At 72.0% G+C, this 16475-nt stretch carries 16 protein-coding genes; 10 read left to right on the forward strand and 6 right to left on the reverse strand.

From position 1 onward, the window contains the following. Window positions 1–35: 35 nt before the first annotated feature. From AMK19_RS37980 to AMK19_RS08985, 5 genes are all read left to right on the forward strand, one after another. Window positions 36–1727, forward strand: coding sequence for a substrate-binding domain-containing protein (locus tag AMK19_RS37980; RefSeq protein ID WP_083646613.1), 1692 nt, complete (start codon window positions 36–38; stop codon window positions 1725–1727). Between the two features lie 11 nt (window positions 1728–1738). Continuing rightward, the gene (locus tag AMK19_RS08970) at window positions 1739–2620 is read left to right on the forward strand and encodes a sortase (protein ID WP_241844308.1); all 882 of its coding nucleotides are present in this window, start codon (window positions 1739–1741) and stop codon (window positions 2618–2620) included. 37 nt (window positions 2621–2657) lie between these two features. Further along, window positions 2658–3614, forward strand: a complete 957-nt coding sequence (locus AMK19_RS08975) for a phosphate ABC transporter ATP-binding protein (protein WP_083646614.1) — start codon at window positions 2658–2660, stop codon at window positions 3612–3614. 251 nt (window positions 3615–3865) lie between these two features. Next, window positions 3866–4417 (forward strand): YceI family protein, encoded by a 552-nt coding sequence (locus tag AMK19_RS08980; protein WP_073809874.1) that lies wholly within the window; start codon window positions 3866–3868, stop codon window positions 4415–4417. Between the two features lie 301 nt (window positions 4418–4718). After that, entirely contained in the window at window positions 4719–5147 is a 429-nt protein-coding gene (locus tag AMK19_RS08985) for an SsgA family sporulation/cell division regulator (RefSeq protein ID WP_073809877.1), read from the forward strand. 22 nt (window positions 5148–5169) lie between these two features. On the opposite strand, the gene AMK19_RS08990 is transcribed toward AMK19_RS08985, so the two are convergent. After that, complete coding sequence (locus AMK19_RS08990) at window positions 5170–5523, reverse strand: hypothetical protein (protein ID WP_073809879.1); 354 nt, start codon at window positions 5521–5523, stop codon at window positions 5170–5172. Next, window positions 5520–5993: a hypothetical protein gene (locus AMK19_RS08995; RefSeq protein WP_073809881.1), complete on the reverse strand. Its 474-nt coding sequence runs from the start codon at window positions 5991–5993 to the stop codon at window positions 5520–5522. The genes AMK19_RS08990 and AMK19_RS08995 overlap by 4 nt, the downstream gene beginning before the upstream one ends. Before the next feature lie 255 nt (window positions 5994–6248). Here AMK19_RS08995 and AMK19_RS37985 point away from each other — a divergent pair, with 255 nt between their 5' ends. Continuing rightward, complete coding sequence (locus tag AMK19_RS37985) at window positions 6249–10832, forward strand: AAA domain-containing protein (RefSeq protein WP_073809883.1); 4584 nt, start codon at window positions 6249–6251, stop codon at window positions 10830–10832. Next, window positions 10832–11677, forward strand: coding sequence for a hypothetical protein (locus AMK19_RS09005; protein ID WP_073809885.1), 846 nt, complete (start codon window positions 10832–10834; stop codon window positions 11675–11677). Before AMK19_RS37985 ends, AMK19_RS09005 begins: the two co-directional genes overlap by 1 nt. Window positions 11678–11734: 57 nt before the next feature. Here the strand turns inward: AMK19_RS09005 and AMK19_RS09010 are convergent, their stop codons facing one another. Then, the gene (locus tag AMK19_RS09010) at window positions 11735–12028 is read right to left on the reverse strand and encodes a hypothetical protein (protein WP_073809888.1); all 294 of its coding nucleotides are present in this window, start codon (window positions 12026–12028) and stop codon (window positions 11735–11737) included. A 144-nt stretch (window positions 12029–12172) separates the two neighbouring features. On the opposite strand from AMK19_RS09010, the gene AMK19_RS09015 reads away from it, so the two are divergent. Both AMK19_RS09015 and AMK19_RS09020 read left to right on the forward strand, forming a co-directional pair. Beyond that, window positions 12173–12652, forward strand: a complete 480-nt coding sequence (locus AMK19_RS09015; protein WP_073809890.1) for a hypothetical protein — start codon at window positions 12173–12175, stop codon at window positions 12650–12652. A 199-nt stretch (window positions 12653–12851) separates the two neighbouring features. Beyond that, window positions 12852–14285 carry a dihydrolipoyl dehydrogenase family protein gene (locus AMK19_RS09020; protein WP_073809892.1) on the forward strand — a complete coding sequence of 478 codons (1434 nt, stop codon included), beginning with the start codon at window positions 12852–12854 and terminating at the stop codon, window positions 14283–14285. Window positions 14286–14292: 7 nt separating this feature from the next. Here the strand turns inward: AMK19_RS09020 and AMK19_RS09025 are convergent, their stop codons facing one another. Beyond that, the gene (locus tag AMK19_RS09025) at window positions 14293–14496 is read right to left on the reverse strand and encodes a hypothetical protein (RefSeq protein ID WP_143200123.1); all 204 of its coding nucleotides are present in this window, start codon (window positions 14494–14496) and stop codon (window positions 14293–14295) included. A 395-nt stretch (window positions 14497–14891) separates the two neighbouring features. On the opposite strand from AMK19_RS09025, the gene AMK19_RS09030 reads away from it, so the two are divergent. After that, window positions 14892–15914 (forward strand): LLM class flavin-dependent oxidoreductase, encoded by a 1023-nt coding sequence (locus tag AMK19_RS09030; RefSeq protein WP_073809897.1) that lies wholly within the window; start codon window positions 14892–14894, stop codon window positions 15912–15914. Window positions 15915–15932: 18 nt separating this feature from the next. Here the strand turns inward: AMK19_RS09030 and AMK19_RS38580 are convergent, their stop codons facing one another. Both AMK19_RS38580 and AMK19_RS38585 read right to left on the reverse strand, forming a co-directional pair. Next, complete coding sequence (locus AMK19_RS38580; protein ID WP_443134996.1) at window positions 15933–16160, reverse strand: DoxX family protein; 228 nt, start codon at window positions 16158–16160, stop codon at window positions 15933–15935. Further along, window positions 16157–16345 (reverse strand): hypothetical protein, encoded by a 189-nt coding sequence (locus tag AMK19_RS38585; RefSeq protein WP_143200124.1) that lies wholly within the window; start codon window positions 16343–16345, stop codon window positions 16157–16159. The genes AMK19_RS38580 and AMK19_RS38585 overlap by 4 nt, the downstream gene beginning before the upstream one ends. Window positions 16346–16475 lie beyond the last annotated feature (130 nt).

Genomic DNA, 16475 nt, shown 5'->3' on the forward strand with positions numbered 1-16475 from the left:
GTCAACTCTCCGGTACGAGAAGGAAGATCCGCCCCGTGCGACTCCGTCACCTGACGTCGGCGCTGCTCGCCGCCGCCCTCGCCCTGCCCGCCGCGCTGCTCGGCGCCTCACCCGCGTACGCGGCCACCTCGCTGAAGGCGGACGGCTCCAGCTGGGCCGGGCCGGCCATCGACCAGTGGCGGCGCGACGTCCAACCGATGGGCATCGAGATCGACTTCACCGCGAGCGGCTCGGCCGCCGGCCGCGTCCAGTGGTCGATCGGCCAGGACGACTTCACCGCCTCCGACGTGCCGTTCCGCGCCAAGGCCGACACCGGCGTCGGCGGCGGCGGGGCCAGCAACGGCCAGGGCCAGCCGGAGAACCCGGTGTACGGCTACTCGTACGTGCCGATCACCGCCGGCGGCACCGCGCTGATGTACCACCTGGAGGTGGGCGGCAAGAAGGTCACCGACCTGCGGCTGTCCCCGGACACCGTGGTCGGCATCTTCACCAACAAGATCACCTCCTGGGACGACCCGAAGATCACCGCCGACTACGGCCGGGCCCTGCCCAAGATCCCGATCACGCCGGTGGTGCGCTCCGACGGCTCCGGCGCCAGCGCCCAGTTCACCCGCTGGATGGAGCACACCCACAAGAGTGAGTGGGACGCCTACTGCCAGCAGGTCAACGGCGTCAGCTGCGGCGACTACACCGAGTTCTACCCGGCGGCCGGCCGGATGACCGCGCAGAACGGCTCCGACGTGGTGGCCAGCTACATCCAGTCGCCGACCGGCATCGGCGCGATCGGCTACGACGAGTACGCGTTCGCCAAGCGCAGCGGCTGGCCCGTCGTCAAGGTGCTCAACCCCGCCGGGTACTACACCCTGCCGAGCGCCTCCAACGTCGCCGTCGCGCTGACCGCCGCCAGGATCCGCGGCGTGGACGACAACACCCCCACCTCCGACCCCGACTACCTGCAGCAGAACCTCGACGGCGTCTACAGCAACAACGACCCGCGCTCCTACCCGATCTCCTCCTACAGCTACCTGATCGTGCCGCGGGCCGGCACCCCGCTGCCGGTGACGCCCAAGTTCAACGACCAGAAGGGCAGCGCGCTCAGCCGCTACCTGGCGTACGTGCTGTGCGCCGGGCAGCGCGAGGCCGACGACCTCGGCTACTCGCCGATCCCGCGCAACCTGGTGCGCGGCGGACTGCTGCAGACCCAGCACATCCCCGGCAACGCCAGCCCCGTCGACCCCAACACCCTCTCCAACTGCCCCAACCCGACCTTCGACTCCGGCGGCCAGCTGATCGTCCTGAAGAACGCCCCGCAGCCCAGCCCCTGTGACAAGAAGGGCAGCCCGCTGGACTGCACCGTCCAGGACGGGCAGGCCGTGAAGACCGGCAACGGCGGCAACGGCGGTGGCGGCAACGGCGGTTCGGGCGGCAACGGGAACGGCAACGGGAACGGTGGCGGTGGCGGCAACGGGACGGGCGGCGGCACCGGCGGCGGCAACGGGGGACAGGCCGTCGACCCGCAGACCGGCGAAGTCATCTCGGACTCCGGCAACGGCGGCGGCGGTTCGGGCGGCGGCAACGTCCCCGGCACGGTGGTCGCGCTCGGCGGACGCCCGCAGGACTGGCTGCTGTCCACCCTCACCGCGCTCGAACTGCTCGGCGTGGTCACCGTCCCGCCGCTGCTGGCCGCCTGGTGGCGCCGGCGCAACACCGCGGCGGGGCCCCGATGACAACTCCCGTGATGACCAAGCCCGTTGAGACTCCCGTCGCGACTGCTGCCGCGACTGCTGCCGCCGTGCGCGAGCCCGGGCGGGGGCGACGCCGACTGCTGGGCGTCGCCTGGTCGGTGACGATCGCCGCCGTGGTGCTGCTCGGCTTCGCCGGCTACCTGTTCGGCCTCTCCGGGCTGCAGGAGGCGCGCCACCAGTCCACCGCGTACGCCACGTTGCGCGACCAGCTCGGCAAGGCCACCGCGCCCACCGGGCCGACCACCGACGGCGCGCCGCTCGCCGTGCTGGACATCCCCGCGCTCGGGCTGCACCAGGCCGTGGTGGTCGAGGGCACCAACGGGCGCGACCTGATGCGCGGACCCGGGCACCGGCGCGACACCGTGCTGCCCGGACAGCCCGGCGTGGCCGTGCTGTTCGGCCGCTCCACCGCGTTCGGCGCGCCCTTCGCCGGCCTCGCCGGACTGCGGCCCGGCGACGGCATCGACATCACCACCGGCCAAGGCAGCTTCCACTACACCGTCAACGCCTCCGGCGACGGCGACCACCCGATCAAGGACAGCGCGCCCAACCGGCTGGTGCTGGTCACCGGGGACTCCTCCTGGATTCCCACCAGCACCGTGCTGATCGGCGCCCGCCTCGACGGCGACCCGCAGCCGCTCGGCGCCCGCCGGCCCGCCGCCGCACCCGCCGACAAGGCCCTGGCCGCCGACAAGGGCGCCCTGTCCGCGCTCCAACTCTGGTCGCTGGCCCTGCTGTTGGCGGTCGTCGCGGCCGGCCTCGCGGCCCGCCACTGGCGGCGCAGCGCGAGCTACTTGTGCTTCGCGCCGGTGCTCGCCGCGCTGTTCTGGGCGGTGTACGAGAACGCCGCCGCGCTGCTGCCCAACGTCTACTGACCTGCCTTCCTGACCGCCGGAGAGGATCCGCCCGCCGATGACCGAGACCGCACAACCCCCCTACCCCGCAGCCGAGTTCGGTGACGGAACGACCGACCCGCCGACGATTCCGCTGCCGCCGGTGCCCGCCGACGGGGCGCCCGGCGGGCCTTCGGACGGTCCGTCGGGCGGGCCTTCGGACGGGTCGTCCCACGGGCCTTCCCACGGGCCGTCCAACGGGCTGTCCGGGCTGGAGACCCGCGACCTGACCGCCTGGTTCGGTCAGCGCAAGGTACTGGAACGCGTCTCGCTGCAGATGCGGGCCGGCGAGATCACCGCGCTGATCGGGCCGTCCGGCTGCGGCAAGTCCACCTACCTGCGGATCCTCAACCGGATGCACGAGATGGTGCGCGGCGCGGCGCTGGCCGGCGAGGTGCTGCTCGACGGCGAGGACGTGTACGCCACCGGCCGCCGCCCCGCCGAGGTCCGCCGCCGGATCGGCATGGTGTTCCAGCGACCCAACCCGTTCCCCGCGATGTCGCTGTACGACAACGTGATCAGCGGGCTGAAGCTGGCCGGTATCAAGGCGAGCCGCGACGAGCGCGACCACCTGGTCGAGTCCAGCCTGCGCCAGGCCGGCCTGTGGGACGAGGTCAGCAACCGGCTCGGCACGCCCGGCGGGGCGCTCTCCGGCGGCCAGCAGCAGCGCCTGTGCATCGCGCGCTCGCTCGCGGTCTCCCCGGAGATCCTGCTGATGGACGAGCCCTGCTCGGCGCTCGACCCGACCTCCACCCGCCGCATCGAGGAGACCATCGCCGAACTGCGCCACCGCCTGACCATCGTCATCGTCACCCACAACATGCAGCAGGCGCAGCGGGTTTCGCAGTCCTGTGCGTTCTTCCTCGCCTCGCACGACACCCCCGGCCGGATCGTCGAGGCGGGCCCCACCGAGCGCCTGTTCACCTCGCCGGCCGACCCGCGCACCGCGGACTACGTGAACGGCCGCTTCGGCTGACCCGCTTCGGCCGGTTCGCTTCGGCCGGTTCGCTTCGGCGGGTCAGGTCCGGCCCGGGGTGACGGTGTGTCACATCCGGGTCGGGCGGGGGCGAGCGCCTAGCGTGGACGGGCGGCGGCGAGCGGGCGGAGCATCCCGGTGGGTGCGCCCGTCGTCGTCGCACCGCCATGCACCGCCAGGCCATCACGCCGTCAGGCCGCCAGGCCGCCAGGCCACCACGCCACCACGCCGTCACGAGGAGAGCGCAGACCATGACCGTCAGCCTGCCCGAGCTCACCGGGGACTACGTCCTCGACCCCGCCCACACCCGGATCGGGTTCGTCGCCCGCCACGCCATGGTCACCAAGGTGCGCGGCGCCTTCCACCAGTTCGAGGGCACCGCGCACCTGGACGGCGCGAACCCGTCGCAGTCCACCGGCCAGCTGATCATCAAGGCTGCGAGCATCGACACCGGCGTCGATCAGCGCGACCAGCACCTGCGCACCAACGACTTCCTGGACGCGCCGAACTTCCCCGACATCACCTTCCGCACCACGTCCGTCGAGCAGCGCTCCGACACCGACTACCGGGTCACCGGCGACCTCACCATCAAGGACACCACCCGCCCCGTCACCATCGACTTCGAGTACACCGGCAACGCGGTCGACCCGTACGGCAACCTGCGGGTCGGGCTGGAGGGTGCGGTGACCATCAGCCGCAAGGAGTACGGCGTCACCTGGAACGCGGCGCTGGAGGGCGGCGGGGTGCTGGTCGGCGACAAGGTGGTGTTGGAGTTCGACGTCTCCGCGATCAAGCAGGGCTGACGGCGCGCCCGAGACCCGCAACGTCGGGGACCGCAACGCCGCCGTCCGCAACGCCGCCGACTGCAACGCCGCCGTCCGCAACGGGAAAACGCTTTCCCGTTGCAGTCGGCGGCGCGTCACTTCGCGTCACTGTGCTGCGGTGTTCCTCCGTCATCGGACCTCCCGGGGCCGGGTACCGCCACGACCGTCGGATGCCCCGCCCACGCCGTACCATGTGGGCCCGCCCGTCCGCGCTTCGGACGCATGCAACACCCCACCCGGGGAAGGCGGTTGCGGACATCGGAACGAGGAGACCCGCCTCATGCGCACGTGCGTCGAACGCCACCTGCCCGTCCACGTGTTCGGCCCGACCGGCGGTCGGCGCGTCATGGTCGTCGGCTACCACCCGGGCGACCCCTACGCCGTCCGCCTGACCTTCCCCGACGGCACCCCCGACGGCGGCGTCACCTGGCTGATCGCCCGCGACCTCCTCGCCGCCGGCCTCGCCGGCCCCGCCGGCGACGGCGCCGTCCGCATCCGCCCCTGGCCCAACGGCCGCATCCGCCTCGCGTTCCGCGGCGCCGACGCCACCCGCGCCACCGTCCTCGCCTCCACCGCCCCCCTCACCGAATTCCTCACCGCCACCCACGCCCTCGTCCCCCCGGGCACCGAACCCACCCACCAACCGGCCCCCACCGACCCCTCCGCCCTCTTCCCCACCACCCCGGGCCTGACCCCCGACCACCCGTGACACTGTGGCGCAGCGGGTCGGCTCAGTCCGTGGCCTTCGGATGGCCGGTGCCCGCGTAGGTGATCCAGGCTGTTCGACCGGTGTCGTCCAGCAGGTACCAGATGCGTCCGCCGCCGGTGACCTCGTACTGCCGGCGCTCCAGTTCCTGGCCCTTGAAGGTGCCGGTGCCGAGCTTGCCCTTGAGGCGGTGCCGGCGGTCGGGGTGGTCGGTGGCGCGGGGATCGGTGTGGATCTTCTCGAAGGCGCGGCGCAGGTTGCCGGCTGCCTGGCGGCCGAGGTGGTCCCAGCCGTCGGCGGCATCGGTATTGGCGAATCGGAGGTCGTACTCGTCGCCGACCGGCGGCGGCGTGGCCCGGTCTCCGCGCTTCGGGCTCACTCCGCTCCCTCGGGCACCGGGACCGGTCCGAGGTCGCCTTCGGGCTCGCGGGTGAGGACGGCGAGCAGGGCGGGGTCCGCGTAGATCTCGGCGCTGTGTCGCCACTGGGTGAGCAGGACGGCGATCGGGGCGAGATTGTCCAGGGCCACCGCGCCGCGAGCCGTCTCCACCAGTTCCGAGAGCAGAGTGTCGACCTCCTCGGCGGGCAGGAAGGTGATCCACGGCAGGGCCTCGGGCAGAGCCTGGCGGAGGGCTGCCATGTTCTCGGTTCGGACCAGCCCGGTGAGCAGACGGGAGGTGAAGTCGACGACCGATGCGTCCCGCTCCATCCGGTCGACGCGCATCAGGGCGAGGTCTCCCGCATCGCGCCGCCGCAGCCGCAGCACGCGGACGGCGTCCAGTCTGCGTGTGGTCGCAGCGGGATGGTGGAGCAGTTCGCTGAATGGCACATCCTCGAAGGCTGCAGTCATGACATCCACGGTGGCTCGGATGTAGACGCGTCGGTGTCGCCGCAGGCCGACACCGGCCACCCGCCGCCGACGGGTCACCCGTGCTGCCGCGAGGCACGCCGTGGCACTGAAGCAGAGCGCAGCGGCCCAGTCACAGGCCGAGACGCATCGTGTCCAAGCCATGACGCAGTGTGTATCAAGCCACTTTGCCGTCAACTCCCCCCGGCCGGAACGTCCATGGTCATCCTGGAACGTTCGTCACCGACCGAGGGGAGAATGGTGGACGTTCAACGGCTGCATGCGCGGAATCCGGAGGTCATCGGGCAGACTGCCGCGCTGCTCGGATTCCTGCGCGAAGTGGTGCAGAGCGGGACGCAGCGGGCCCGGGACACGCGTACCTGGGAACAGTTGTGGCTGAGCGACCTGCCCGGTGCGATCTCGCGGCCGACCGATCAGGAGGACCGGCCGCTGTTGGTGCTCGACCATGTGCCGCAGAGCGCACCGCCCGACGTACCTGCCGAACTGCGCGACTGGATCGACCAGTCGGCCTGCGAAGACCCGGACGGCGGCGACCCGCCGCTCGCCGAGCGCGGCCCGGAACGCAGCCGCGCCGAGGTGGAGCTCTGGCAGGACACCGGTGAGACGGTGGAGCGGGAGGCCGCCGACGAGGTGCTGCGCTCGTACGCCAACTGGCTGAGCCGCTGGCGGCGGTGGGCCGAACGCGAGCGCTCCGAGCGGCCGCTGCGCGCGCTGTACGAGACCCTGTACCGCTGGCACCAGCGTCTGGTGCAGCAGGACGATCAGGTCGAACTCGTCCTCGGAACAGGCCTGTTGACCTGGAGCGAGCCTCGCGGCACAGCCCTGCACCGGCACATCTTCACCCGCCGGGTCATCACCCACGTCGACCGCCGGACCGCCCGGATCACCGTCCAGGTCACCGCTGACGGTGAGATGCGCCTGGAGGACCAGGACTTCCTGGACACCGACGACGGCCTGGTGCAGGAGCGCTCCACTGCGCTCGCCGAGGAACTCTCCGCCAACCCCGTGCACCCGCTCGGCGAGGCGGCCCTGGAGTGCCTGACCCGCTGGCAGGAACTCGTCCTGCCCCGACCGGTGTCCTTCAACGCCGGCTGGCGTCCCCCGGCTGCGCCCGACTCGGGCCTGCGATTGACCTTCGCGCCCGCCCTGATGTTGCGGCCGCTGAACCGCAACGCGGTGCTGCGCTGCTATGAGCGGATCGCCCAGTCCGTGGTGTCCGAACGTCAAGCCCCGCTCGGGCTGGCTCAGTTGGTGATGAACCTCAATCCGCAGGAGCGGGCGGCCTGGAGCGACACGCCCACCCGGGGCCTGTTCGACGAGGATCCGCTGTTTCCGCTCAAGACCAATGCCCAACAGCGTGCCGTCCTGGACCGCCTGCAGCGCGACACCGGCGTGGTGGTCCAGGGACCGCCCGGGACCGGCAAGACCCACACCATCGCCAACCTGCTCAGCGCCCTGCTCGCCCAGGGGCAGCGGGTTCTGGTCACCAGCGCCCGCGACCACGCCCTGACCGTGCTTCGGGACAAACTGCCGCCCGCCATCCGCGACCTGTGCGTCCTGCTGCTGTCCGGGGCGCGGCAGGACGGCGCGAGCGAGCTCGAGCGCACCGTCAACGCGCTCAGTGACCAGGCCGCCTCCGGCGACCCCGCCCAACTGCGCGACGAGATCCGACGGTTGACCAAGAGCCGGCAAGAGCTGCAGAGCCGCCAGAAGCTCCTCACCGAGAAGATCATCGCGCTGCGGGAAGCCGAGCTCTACCAGCACCCCGAGGTCGCGCCAGGCTACTCCGGCACCCTCGCCACGATCGTGCAGCGTGTCCAGGACGCCGCGCCCGCGCTGGAATGGATCGGCAGCCTGTCCGATCGGGCGCCCGCCCGGCCGCCGCTCACCCCCGTCGAAGCCGAGGAACTGCTCGTCCTGCTCCGTGACGGCGCCGCCGGTCAGAACCTCGGCCCGCTGCCGCCCGCTCCGAGCCTGCTGCCAACCCCCGGCCAGGTCGCCACCGCCATCGCCGACGCCCGGCCCACCGTCTCCGGACTGTCCGACGAGGCCACTGCGCTCCGCGCCAGACTCGCCACCCTCGACACTCCCACCACCGACCATCTGGTGGCGCTGCTCGAGGCCGGACGTGGCCTTCTGCACCGCCTCGGAGTGCCCTGGGACGCCCGACGGTGGGGTGACACCGAGTGGACCCGGCGTGCTCTGGCCGACCGGCTGGCCCGCCGTCGTTACAACCTGTGGCAGCGCGTGGTGGAAGCCGAGCCCGTACTCGCCGACACTGCCAACGCCCTGGCCTCGGTCGGCGTCCGGACCGTCACCCTGCCGTCCGGCCTCACCGCCGAGCAGGCCAACCGGATCGCCGCCGCCGTCCCCGAACTGCACAGGCACCTCGCCGGACCACGGACCCTGCGCGGACTGTTCGCCCCCAGGACGCTGCGTGAGGCCGAGGACCTCGTGGCCGGCTGCCGGGTCGACGGCCGTACGCCCGCCAGCCCCGCCGATCTCGACGCGGTCCTCACCCACCTGCGCGCCCACCTGACCCTGGAGACCGTCACCGTCCGCTGGGCGCAGGCCGGTGCACCACTCGACGACGGTCCGCTCGAGGTGCGCCTCGCCGACCTTCAGGAACGTTACCGGCACCTTGCCACGATCACCGGCTTCGGCGGGCTGCGCGAACGGATCGACGAGCTGCTCGTCGGCCGCTCGATGTTCCTCGACCTGACCAGGCCCCAGGCCTGGCAGGACTTCACCTCCGCGGTCACCGCGATGTCCGGCCGACAGCGTGCCGAGGGGGCCGTCGAACGGCTGGCCGGCTGGGAGCGGGCGCTGCGTGCGCCCGCCGACGGATCACCCCCCACCCCCGAGTCACTTGCCATGGCGCAAGCCGTCGCGGACCGCGACCTCGACCGCTACACCAAGGAACTCGACGCCTACGCCGCCGCCCACAGCCGGCAGCAGCGCGGCCAACGCTGCATCCACTTGCTCGACGCGCTCGCCGCCGCATCCCCCGCCCTGGCCGGACGGCTTGCCGACGAATGCCTCGACCCGGAGTGGCCGCAGCGACTCGCCCGCCTCGACGATGCCTGGGCCTGGGCCGCGGCCTGCCGGTTCGTCGAGGACGAGCGCGCCCCCGGCCGGGAGCAGCGCCTGGACGCCGAACTGACCGAGCACGAAGCGAAGCTGGAGGAGTTGACCGGCGATCTGGCCGCCGCCAAGGGCCGGCTGCACTGCCTGGAGCGGATGACCAACGAACAGCGCTCCGCCCTCCAGGCATACCGCTCGCACATGGCGTCGTACGGCAAGGGCACCGGCAAGAGCGCCGCGCAGTTCGGGGCCGCCGCACGCAGCGCCATGCAGATCGCGCAGAGCGCCGTCCCGGCCTGGGTGATGCCGATCTCCCGGGTCGCCGAAATGATCGAGCCCCACCAGGACGCCTTCGACGTGGTGATCGTCGACGAGGCCAGCCAGGCCGGCATGGACGCCCTGTTCCTGCTCTGGCTGGCACCCCGGATCATCGTGGTCGGCGACGACAAGCAGTGCACCCCGCCGGTCACCGGATTCGGCCGCACCCAGCAGATCCAGGACCGGCTGGCCGCACATCTCCCGGATGTGCCACGGCACTTGAGGCAGCTGTACATGCCGCACTCGAACCTCTACCAGCTGCTGTCCACGTTCTTCCCGTCCACCATCCGGCTCCAGGAGCACTTCCGCTGCATGCCGGAGATCATCGGCTGGTCCTCCGCCACCTTCTACAACCCGCCCGGGCTGATCCCGCTGCGCCAGTACGGCGGTGACCGACTCGACCCTCTGCTGACCCACTACGTCGCGGACGGTGTCGCCGAAGGCCGCGACCAGCGGATCCGCAACCACAAGGAGGCCGAGGCCATCGTCGACTGCCTCGCCGAACTCACTGCCGACCCCGCCTACGAGGGCCGGACCATGGGCGTCATCGTGCTCCAGGGCGGCTATGGGGCCCAGGTGAAACTGCTGGAACAGCTGATCGAACAGCGGATTCCCGCCCCCGTTCGGGAGAAGCACCGGATTCGGGTCGGTGCCGCAGCGATGTTCCAGGGCGACGAACGCCACGTCATCCTGCTGTCGATGGTGGTCGACCGGGTCCGCAAGATCGCCGGTGGCCTGCGCAGCGAACAGCAGGCCTACAACGTCGCCGCCAGCCGGGCCCAGGACCAGATGCGGCTGTTCTACTCCGTGCCGCCCGACCAGCTGAAGACCGGAGACCTGCGGCTCAACCTGCTGTCCTACATGCAGAACCCACCTGCCGCCCTCGCCGAACTCGACGACATCGGCCCGGTGCTTCCCGACGTGCCGTGCAAGCCCTTCGACTCACTGTTCGAACAGCAGGTCTACCTGCGGATCAAGGAACGCGGCTACCACGTAGTCCCGCAGTACCCCGCCGGCAACAAGCGGATCGATCTGGTCGTCGTCGGCGCCCGCGGCCGCCTCGGCGTCGAGTGCGACGGCGACCGCTACCACTCCACCCTCGAACAACTCCGCCACGACCAGCAGCGCGACCGTGAACTCCAGCGTGTCGGCTGGCGGTTCTGGCGAATCCCGGAGAGCGAGTTCCGCTTCGACCCGGAGCAGGCCCTGGCCGGCCTGTGGCAGGAACTCGAGCGCCAGGGCATCCGGCCCGCCAACTACCACCAGCTGCGCCCCGCCACCGTCCCCGACGAGACCTGGTCGCCGCTGCTGCTGCCCGAACCGGGCGACGAGCAGGCAGAGGAGGAGGCGGAGACCACCGACCGTACCTCCGACACCGACACCGACAGCACCAGCACCACTGACACCGAAGGAAAATGATGAGCGCCGCACGTATCCTGCCCGACAGCCCGCTGCTCGACGAGAAGACCATCACCGAACTCTCGCGGGTGGTCATCGGCGAGGACGACCTCTACTACCGCAGGGGCTACGAGATTGCCGGATTCCTCCGCCGGGCCGGCTGGCAGGACGTCTCCGAGTACGACGGCCAGTTCCGCCGCGAGTGGGCGCTCGAACTGCTCATGGGCCGCCGCGACCAGCCCGCCGAGATCGAGAAGGTCCTGCTCCGGCTGGCCGACGCCCGCGAATACCTGGACGAGCCGGAACTGCTCGCCGACGTGGTGACCGCCGTCAACTCTTTTCTGATCCACGAGGGTTACCGCCTGGAGGCCGCCGGTGGCGGTCCCCGCCTGCTGCCCTGCGACCCGGCCCTCGCCCATCCCTCCGAGTACGGCGCCTCGGAGCTCAAGGCCGCGATGACCGACATCATCGCCGACCCCGCCATGGCGCTCCTCCTCCAACGGCGGCTCGACGAAGCCCGCACCTGCTATGCCAACGGCGCACACGTTGCGGCTTTGGTGATGCTCGGCAGCCTGCTGGAAGGCGTCCTGCTCCAGGTGGTGGTGGAACGCGACCAGTCCCTGTTGGGCAACACCTCGGTGCGGAACGTGAGGTTCGAGGCGCTCATCGACATGTGCCACAAGGAAGGCTGGCTCGACGCGGACGCCCAGAAGTTCAGCCACGTACTGCGTCGCTACCGCAACTTCGTCCACCCCGCCGCCGAGGCCAACGAGTCGAGCCGGCCCGACCGGGACACCCTCGGCATCGGCTGGCAGGTCGTCAACGCTGCCCTCAACGACCTCGCCGCCTCGGCGTCCGCCCGGTAATCGCCGAAATATCAGAACGGGTGGCCGCCGCAGGGGCGGGGCCACTCGTTTTTCTCGTTAGTCGGTGAATGCGCCGGCTATCAGCGCGGCCGCGGCGAAGACGATGATGGTGCAGGCGAGGGTGACGCCGAGCATGGCCAGGGCGGTGATGGGGGTGGAGAGCTTCTTCTTGGCGATGGCGGAGTTGCTGAGCGAGCCGAGGGCGCCGATCGCGCCGCCGATTGCGCCGCCGAGGAAGAGCAGGGCGAGGGGCAGGAGGGTGAGGACGAGTTGCCAGCCGCGCAGGTGGCCGAAGCGGCCGCCCTTGGCGATGGTGGCGTTGAGCGGAGGGATGGGGGGCTGCTTGGTCATGGGGAGGCTTTCTTGAGTGCAGGGGGGGGCTGGCATTGCGTCGGGCAGGGAAGAGGATTCCTGTTTGTGGTCGCCGAATTGGCGGCGACTTTCGGTGGGTGAGGGTATCAGTCGGCCGGCGGCCGGGATTCCGGGGAGGATGCGGTGAAGAGTTCGGACTTCGCCAAGGGTGACCTCGTGGAGTGCGTGGTGGTCGCGCATCGGCACTACGGCCCCAACGCGCGCACGGTGGCGGGTGGCGTGCCCGGCTTCATCGACTCGATGGACGTCTCGGACGACCCTGCGGACCGTGACTGGCCGCCGGTCGGGCGGCGGCTGGCCTGCCTGGTGCTGGGGGACACCAAGGACGGGCGGCTGCGGCTGAGTTGTCGGCCGCGGGACGTCGAGCTCGGCAGGTCCGTCGCGGATGTGGTGGCGACGGTGGCTGCGTGGCGGACGGTGTGCGATGCGGAGGACGAGGTCGTCGTGGGCGAGTTCCTGCTGACGGCCGATGCCGGGCCGACGTTGCGGTGGGCCCTGCGTCACCCCGCCGGCGCGTGGCGAACGCGGGCGGAGGCAATGGTCGAACGAGGGCCGGAGGGCTTGCCATTGTGCCCCGTAGGTGGGGAACGGCCGTGCGGGTGAGGCGAATTGGGGAAATGGTGGAGCGGGGGGGGAATCGAGGGGGCGAGGTCTGGCCGCGCACCGGCCCGGCCAGGGTGGGCGGGCGGTGTTCCGTGAGGCGAGTGGGTTCGGGGCGGGCCGTGGTGTACGAATGGGCGTGACGGGGCGTCACGAGCGCAGTGTGTGACGCGGATCGACGGATGCGGGAGGGCAGCGGCTGATGGGTGCGGACGGCGACAGCTACGACCTGGTGGTGCTCGGGGCGGGGCCGACGGGGGAGAACCTGGCGGACCGGGCTCGGGCCGGCGGGCTGACGGTCGCGATCGTCGAGCACGAACTGGTGGGCGGTGAGTGCTCGTACTGGGCGTGCATGCCCAGCAAGGCGCTGCTGCGGCCGGCGGCCGCGCTCGCGGACGCCCGGCGGCTGGCCGGGACGCGGGAGGCCGTTCGCGGGCAGTTGGACGCGGGGGCGGTGCTGAAGCGGCGGGACGAGTTCGCGTCGCACTGGAAGGACGACGGGCAGGTCGCCTGGCTGGAGTCCGTCGGCGTCGACCTGGTGCGCGGGCACGGGCGGCTCGACGGCGAGCGGCGCGTCACCGTCGAGACCCCCGACGGCGGGCGACGCACCCTCACCGCCCGGCACGCCGTCGCCGTCTGCACCGGCACCCGGGCCGCGCTGCCCGACCTGCCCGGGCTGGCCGAGGCCAAGGTGTGGACCAGCCGGGAGGCCACCTCGGCAAGCAGCGTGCCGGGGCGGCTCGCGGTGGTCGGCGGCGGCGTCGTCGCGGTCGAAATGGCTTGCGCCTGGCGGGCGTTGGGCAGCGAGGTCACGCTGCTGGTGCGCGGCGACCGACTGCTCGACCGGACCGAGGACTTCGCCGGGCAACTGGTCGCCGACGGCCTGCGCGAGGCCGGCGTCGACATCCGGCTCGGCGTCTCCGCCACCGCCGTGCACCGCGCCGACGACGGCACCCTCACCCTCGACCTGTCCGACGGCACCCGACTGCCCGCCGACGAAGCCCTGTTCGCCACCGGGCGCGTCCCCAACACCGCCGACCTCGGCCTGGCCACCGTCGGCCTCACCCCCGGCCACTGGATCACCACCGACGACACCGGCGTCGCCACCGACGTCCCCGGCGGCTGGCTGTACGCCGCCGGCGACGTCAACCACCGTGCGCTGCTCACCCACCAGGGCAAGTACCAGGGCCGGATCTTCGGACAGGCGATCGCCGACCGCGCCGCCGGCCGCCCGCTCGACCTCGCGCCCTGGGGCCGCAGCGTCGCCACCGCCGACCGCACCGCCGTCCCGCAGGTCGTCTTCACCGACCCCGAGGTCGCCGCCGTCGGCCTGACCTGGCGCCAGGCCGAGGACGCCGGCCTGCGGGTGCGCGCCGTCGACTACGAACTCGGCAACGTGTCCGGCGCCGCGCTGTACGCCGACGGCTACCGGGGCCGCGCCCGCGCCGTCGTCGACCTCGACCGGGAGACGCTGGTCGGCGTGACGTTCGTCGGCCCGGGCGTCGCGGAACTGCTGCACTCCGCCACAGTCGCCATCGTGGGAGAGGTGCCGCTGTCGCGCCTGTGGCACGCCGTCCCCGCGTACCCGACGATCAGCGAGGTGTGGCTGCGGCTGCTGGAGACCTACCGGGGCTGACGAGGAGTCACGAGCGCAGGCGCGGCACGACCAGGCGGGCCAACGCCTGTTCGGCCGCGGCCTCCGCCGCGGCGTTGGTCGGGCCCGAGTCGCTGCGGTCGGCAACCGCCTCGATGGCGAAATGGGCGGCGCCGATCGTGAACAGCAGCTCGGGCATCCGCCCGTCCTCCCGGTAGGTGGTGAGGACGGCGCTGTCGCCGATGCCCGCCACCGGCTCCACCTTCAGGTCCGGGTTCGTCGTGCACCGGAGGGCGAGGAAGGCGAGGAGGACGAGGAGGGCGGGGAGGGCGGGGACGAAGCCGGCGTGGAGGAGCAGGCCGTCGCAGCCAGCCCGGTGAGCAGCAGTCCGGCCGTCAGCAGGCCCCGCCGACCGTCGAAGTGCACCATCGTCCCTCCCGAAGAACCCGACGCAGCACGGTTGGTGCACCACGGTAGCCGCGCCCGGCGACGGCCCCGGCCCGGTGGGAGGATTTCGCGCCATTGCGGCGCGGTGACGGCAAGTGACAATCGTCCGCCGCCCGTTGATCGCGTCACGCCCGGTGTGTGAGCGTGACGGGAACGGAACGGGCGGCCATGCGGGGTCGCCGCCGCGCAAGGAGGAACCCGGTGCCCACCCCCGACCGGCCACTGCGTTCGCTGGGCTTTCTGACCATCGGACTGTTCGACGAGCACCGGCCCGCAGAGGGCCACGAAGCGACGCTGCGCCTGATCGAACTCGGCGAACAACTCGGCTTCGACAGCGCCTGGTTGCGCCACCGGCACCTCCAGTACGGCATCTCCTCGCCGCTCACCGTGCTCGCCGCCGCCGGCCAGCGTACCCGCCGGATCGCCCTCGGCACCGCCGTCACCCCGCTCGGCTGGGAGAACCCGCTGCGGTACGCCGAGGACCTGGCGACCGTCGACGTGCTGTCCGGCGGCCGGCTCAACCCGGGCGTCAGCATCGGCGTCCCCGCGCACTACGAGGACGTGAAGGACGCGCTGTACCCCGACTCCGCCGACCGGGAGGACTTCGGCTACGGCCGGATCGAGCGGCTGCTCGGCCTGCTGCGCGGCGACACGGCAAGCGCTTTCCAGGGCGCCGAGGGCATCGAGTCGTACTCCCCGCGCGTCCAGCCGCACGTGCCCGGCCTGGCCGGACGGGTCTGGTACGGCGGCGGCAGCCTGCGCTCCGCCCGCTGGGCCGGAAAGCACGGACTCCGGCTGCTCACCAGCAACGTGGTGCGGGCCGAGACCGGCACCGAGTTCGACCCCAACCAGCACGCCCAGATCCGCGCCTTCCGGGCCGAACACCCCGAGGGCGAAAGGGCCCGGGTCTCGCAGGGCCTGGTGGTGATCCCCACCGACAGCGCCACGCCCGCCCAGCGCGCCAAGTACCGGGCATACGCGGCCGCGCGGCACGCCCGCACCCACACCCCGCAGGGCCCCGCCCGGCTGCTGTTCGCCCCCGACCTGGTGGGCGGTGCCGACCAGCTCGCCGAACTCCTCTACGCGAACGCCTCGTTCCGCGAGGTGGACGAGGTGGCGTTCGCGCTGCCGTTCACCTTCGAACCCGAGGACTACACGCAGATCCTCACCGACCTCGCCACCCGCCTCGGCCCGCTGCTGGGCTGGAAGCCCGCAGTCAACTAGCTTTCGGGCCAGCCGAGTTCATTCGAAGTACCCGACCGGGACGCCCGCCAGGAGCAGGAACACCAGCGGGAACGCCAGAGTGTGCGGCACCCGCGCCCGCAGGTGCGCCAGCACCGCGCCCACGAAGAACAGCACCAGCCCGACGGCCGGCCGCCCGGGCGCGGTGATCGCTCCCGGCGGCCGGCCCTGGGCGCTGATCCGCCGGCACCTCGATCCGGGCGGACTGGTCGCTCGGATCGAGATCACTCCCGCACGGTGAGCCCGTCGGCGCTGGAGCGCGGAGTGGCCATCCGCAGCATCCTCCCGGACAGCTTCCGCACCGGCGCCGCCGACGCCCCTCCACTGTCGGAAGCGGTGGTGAATCGTCGACCAGTGTCGAACTCCTGCGGCATCTCCTGCCACTGGCTGCGGGCCCTGAAGTGCCAGATCACGCCCTCGAATTCCAAGGGGACATCGCCGACCCGGCCGCCCCGCGGCAAGCCCGGCCGCTCCGGTGCTCCGCGCGCCGACCCGCGCCGAACTGAACCTTGCTGCAAGGGCTTTCAGCCGGTCCGGAGAGTC

This window comes from Kitasatospora sp. CB01950 (assembly GCF_001905465.1).
Taxonomy (GTDB): Bacteria; Actinomycetota; Actinomycetes; order Streptomycetales; family Streptomycetaceae; genus Kitasatospora.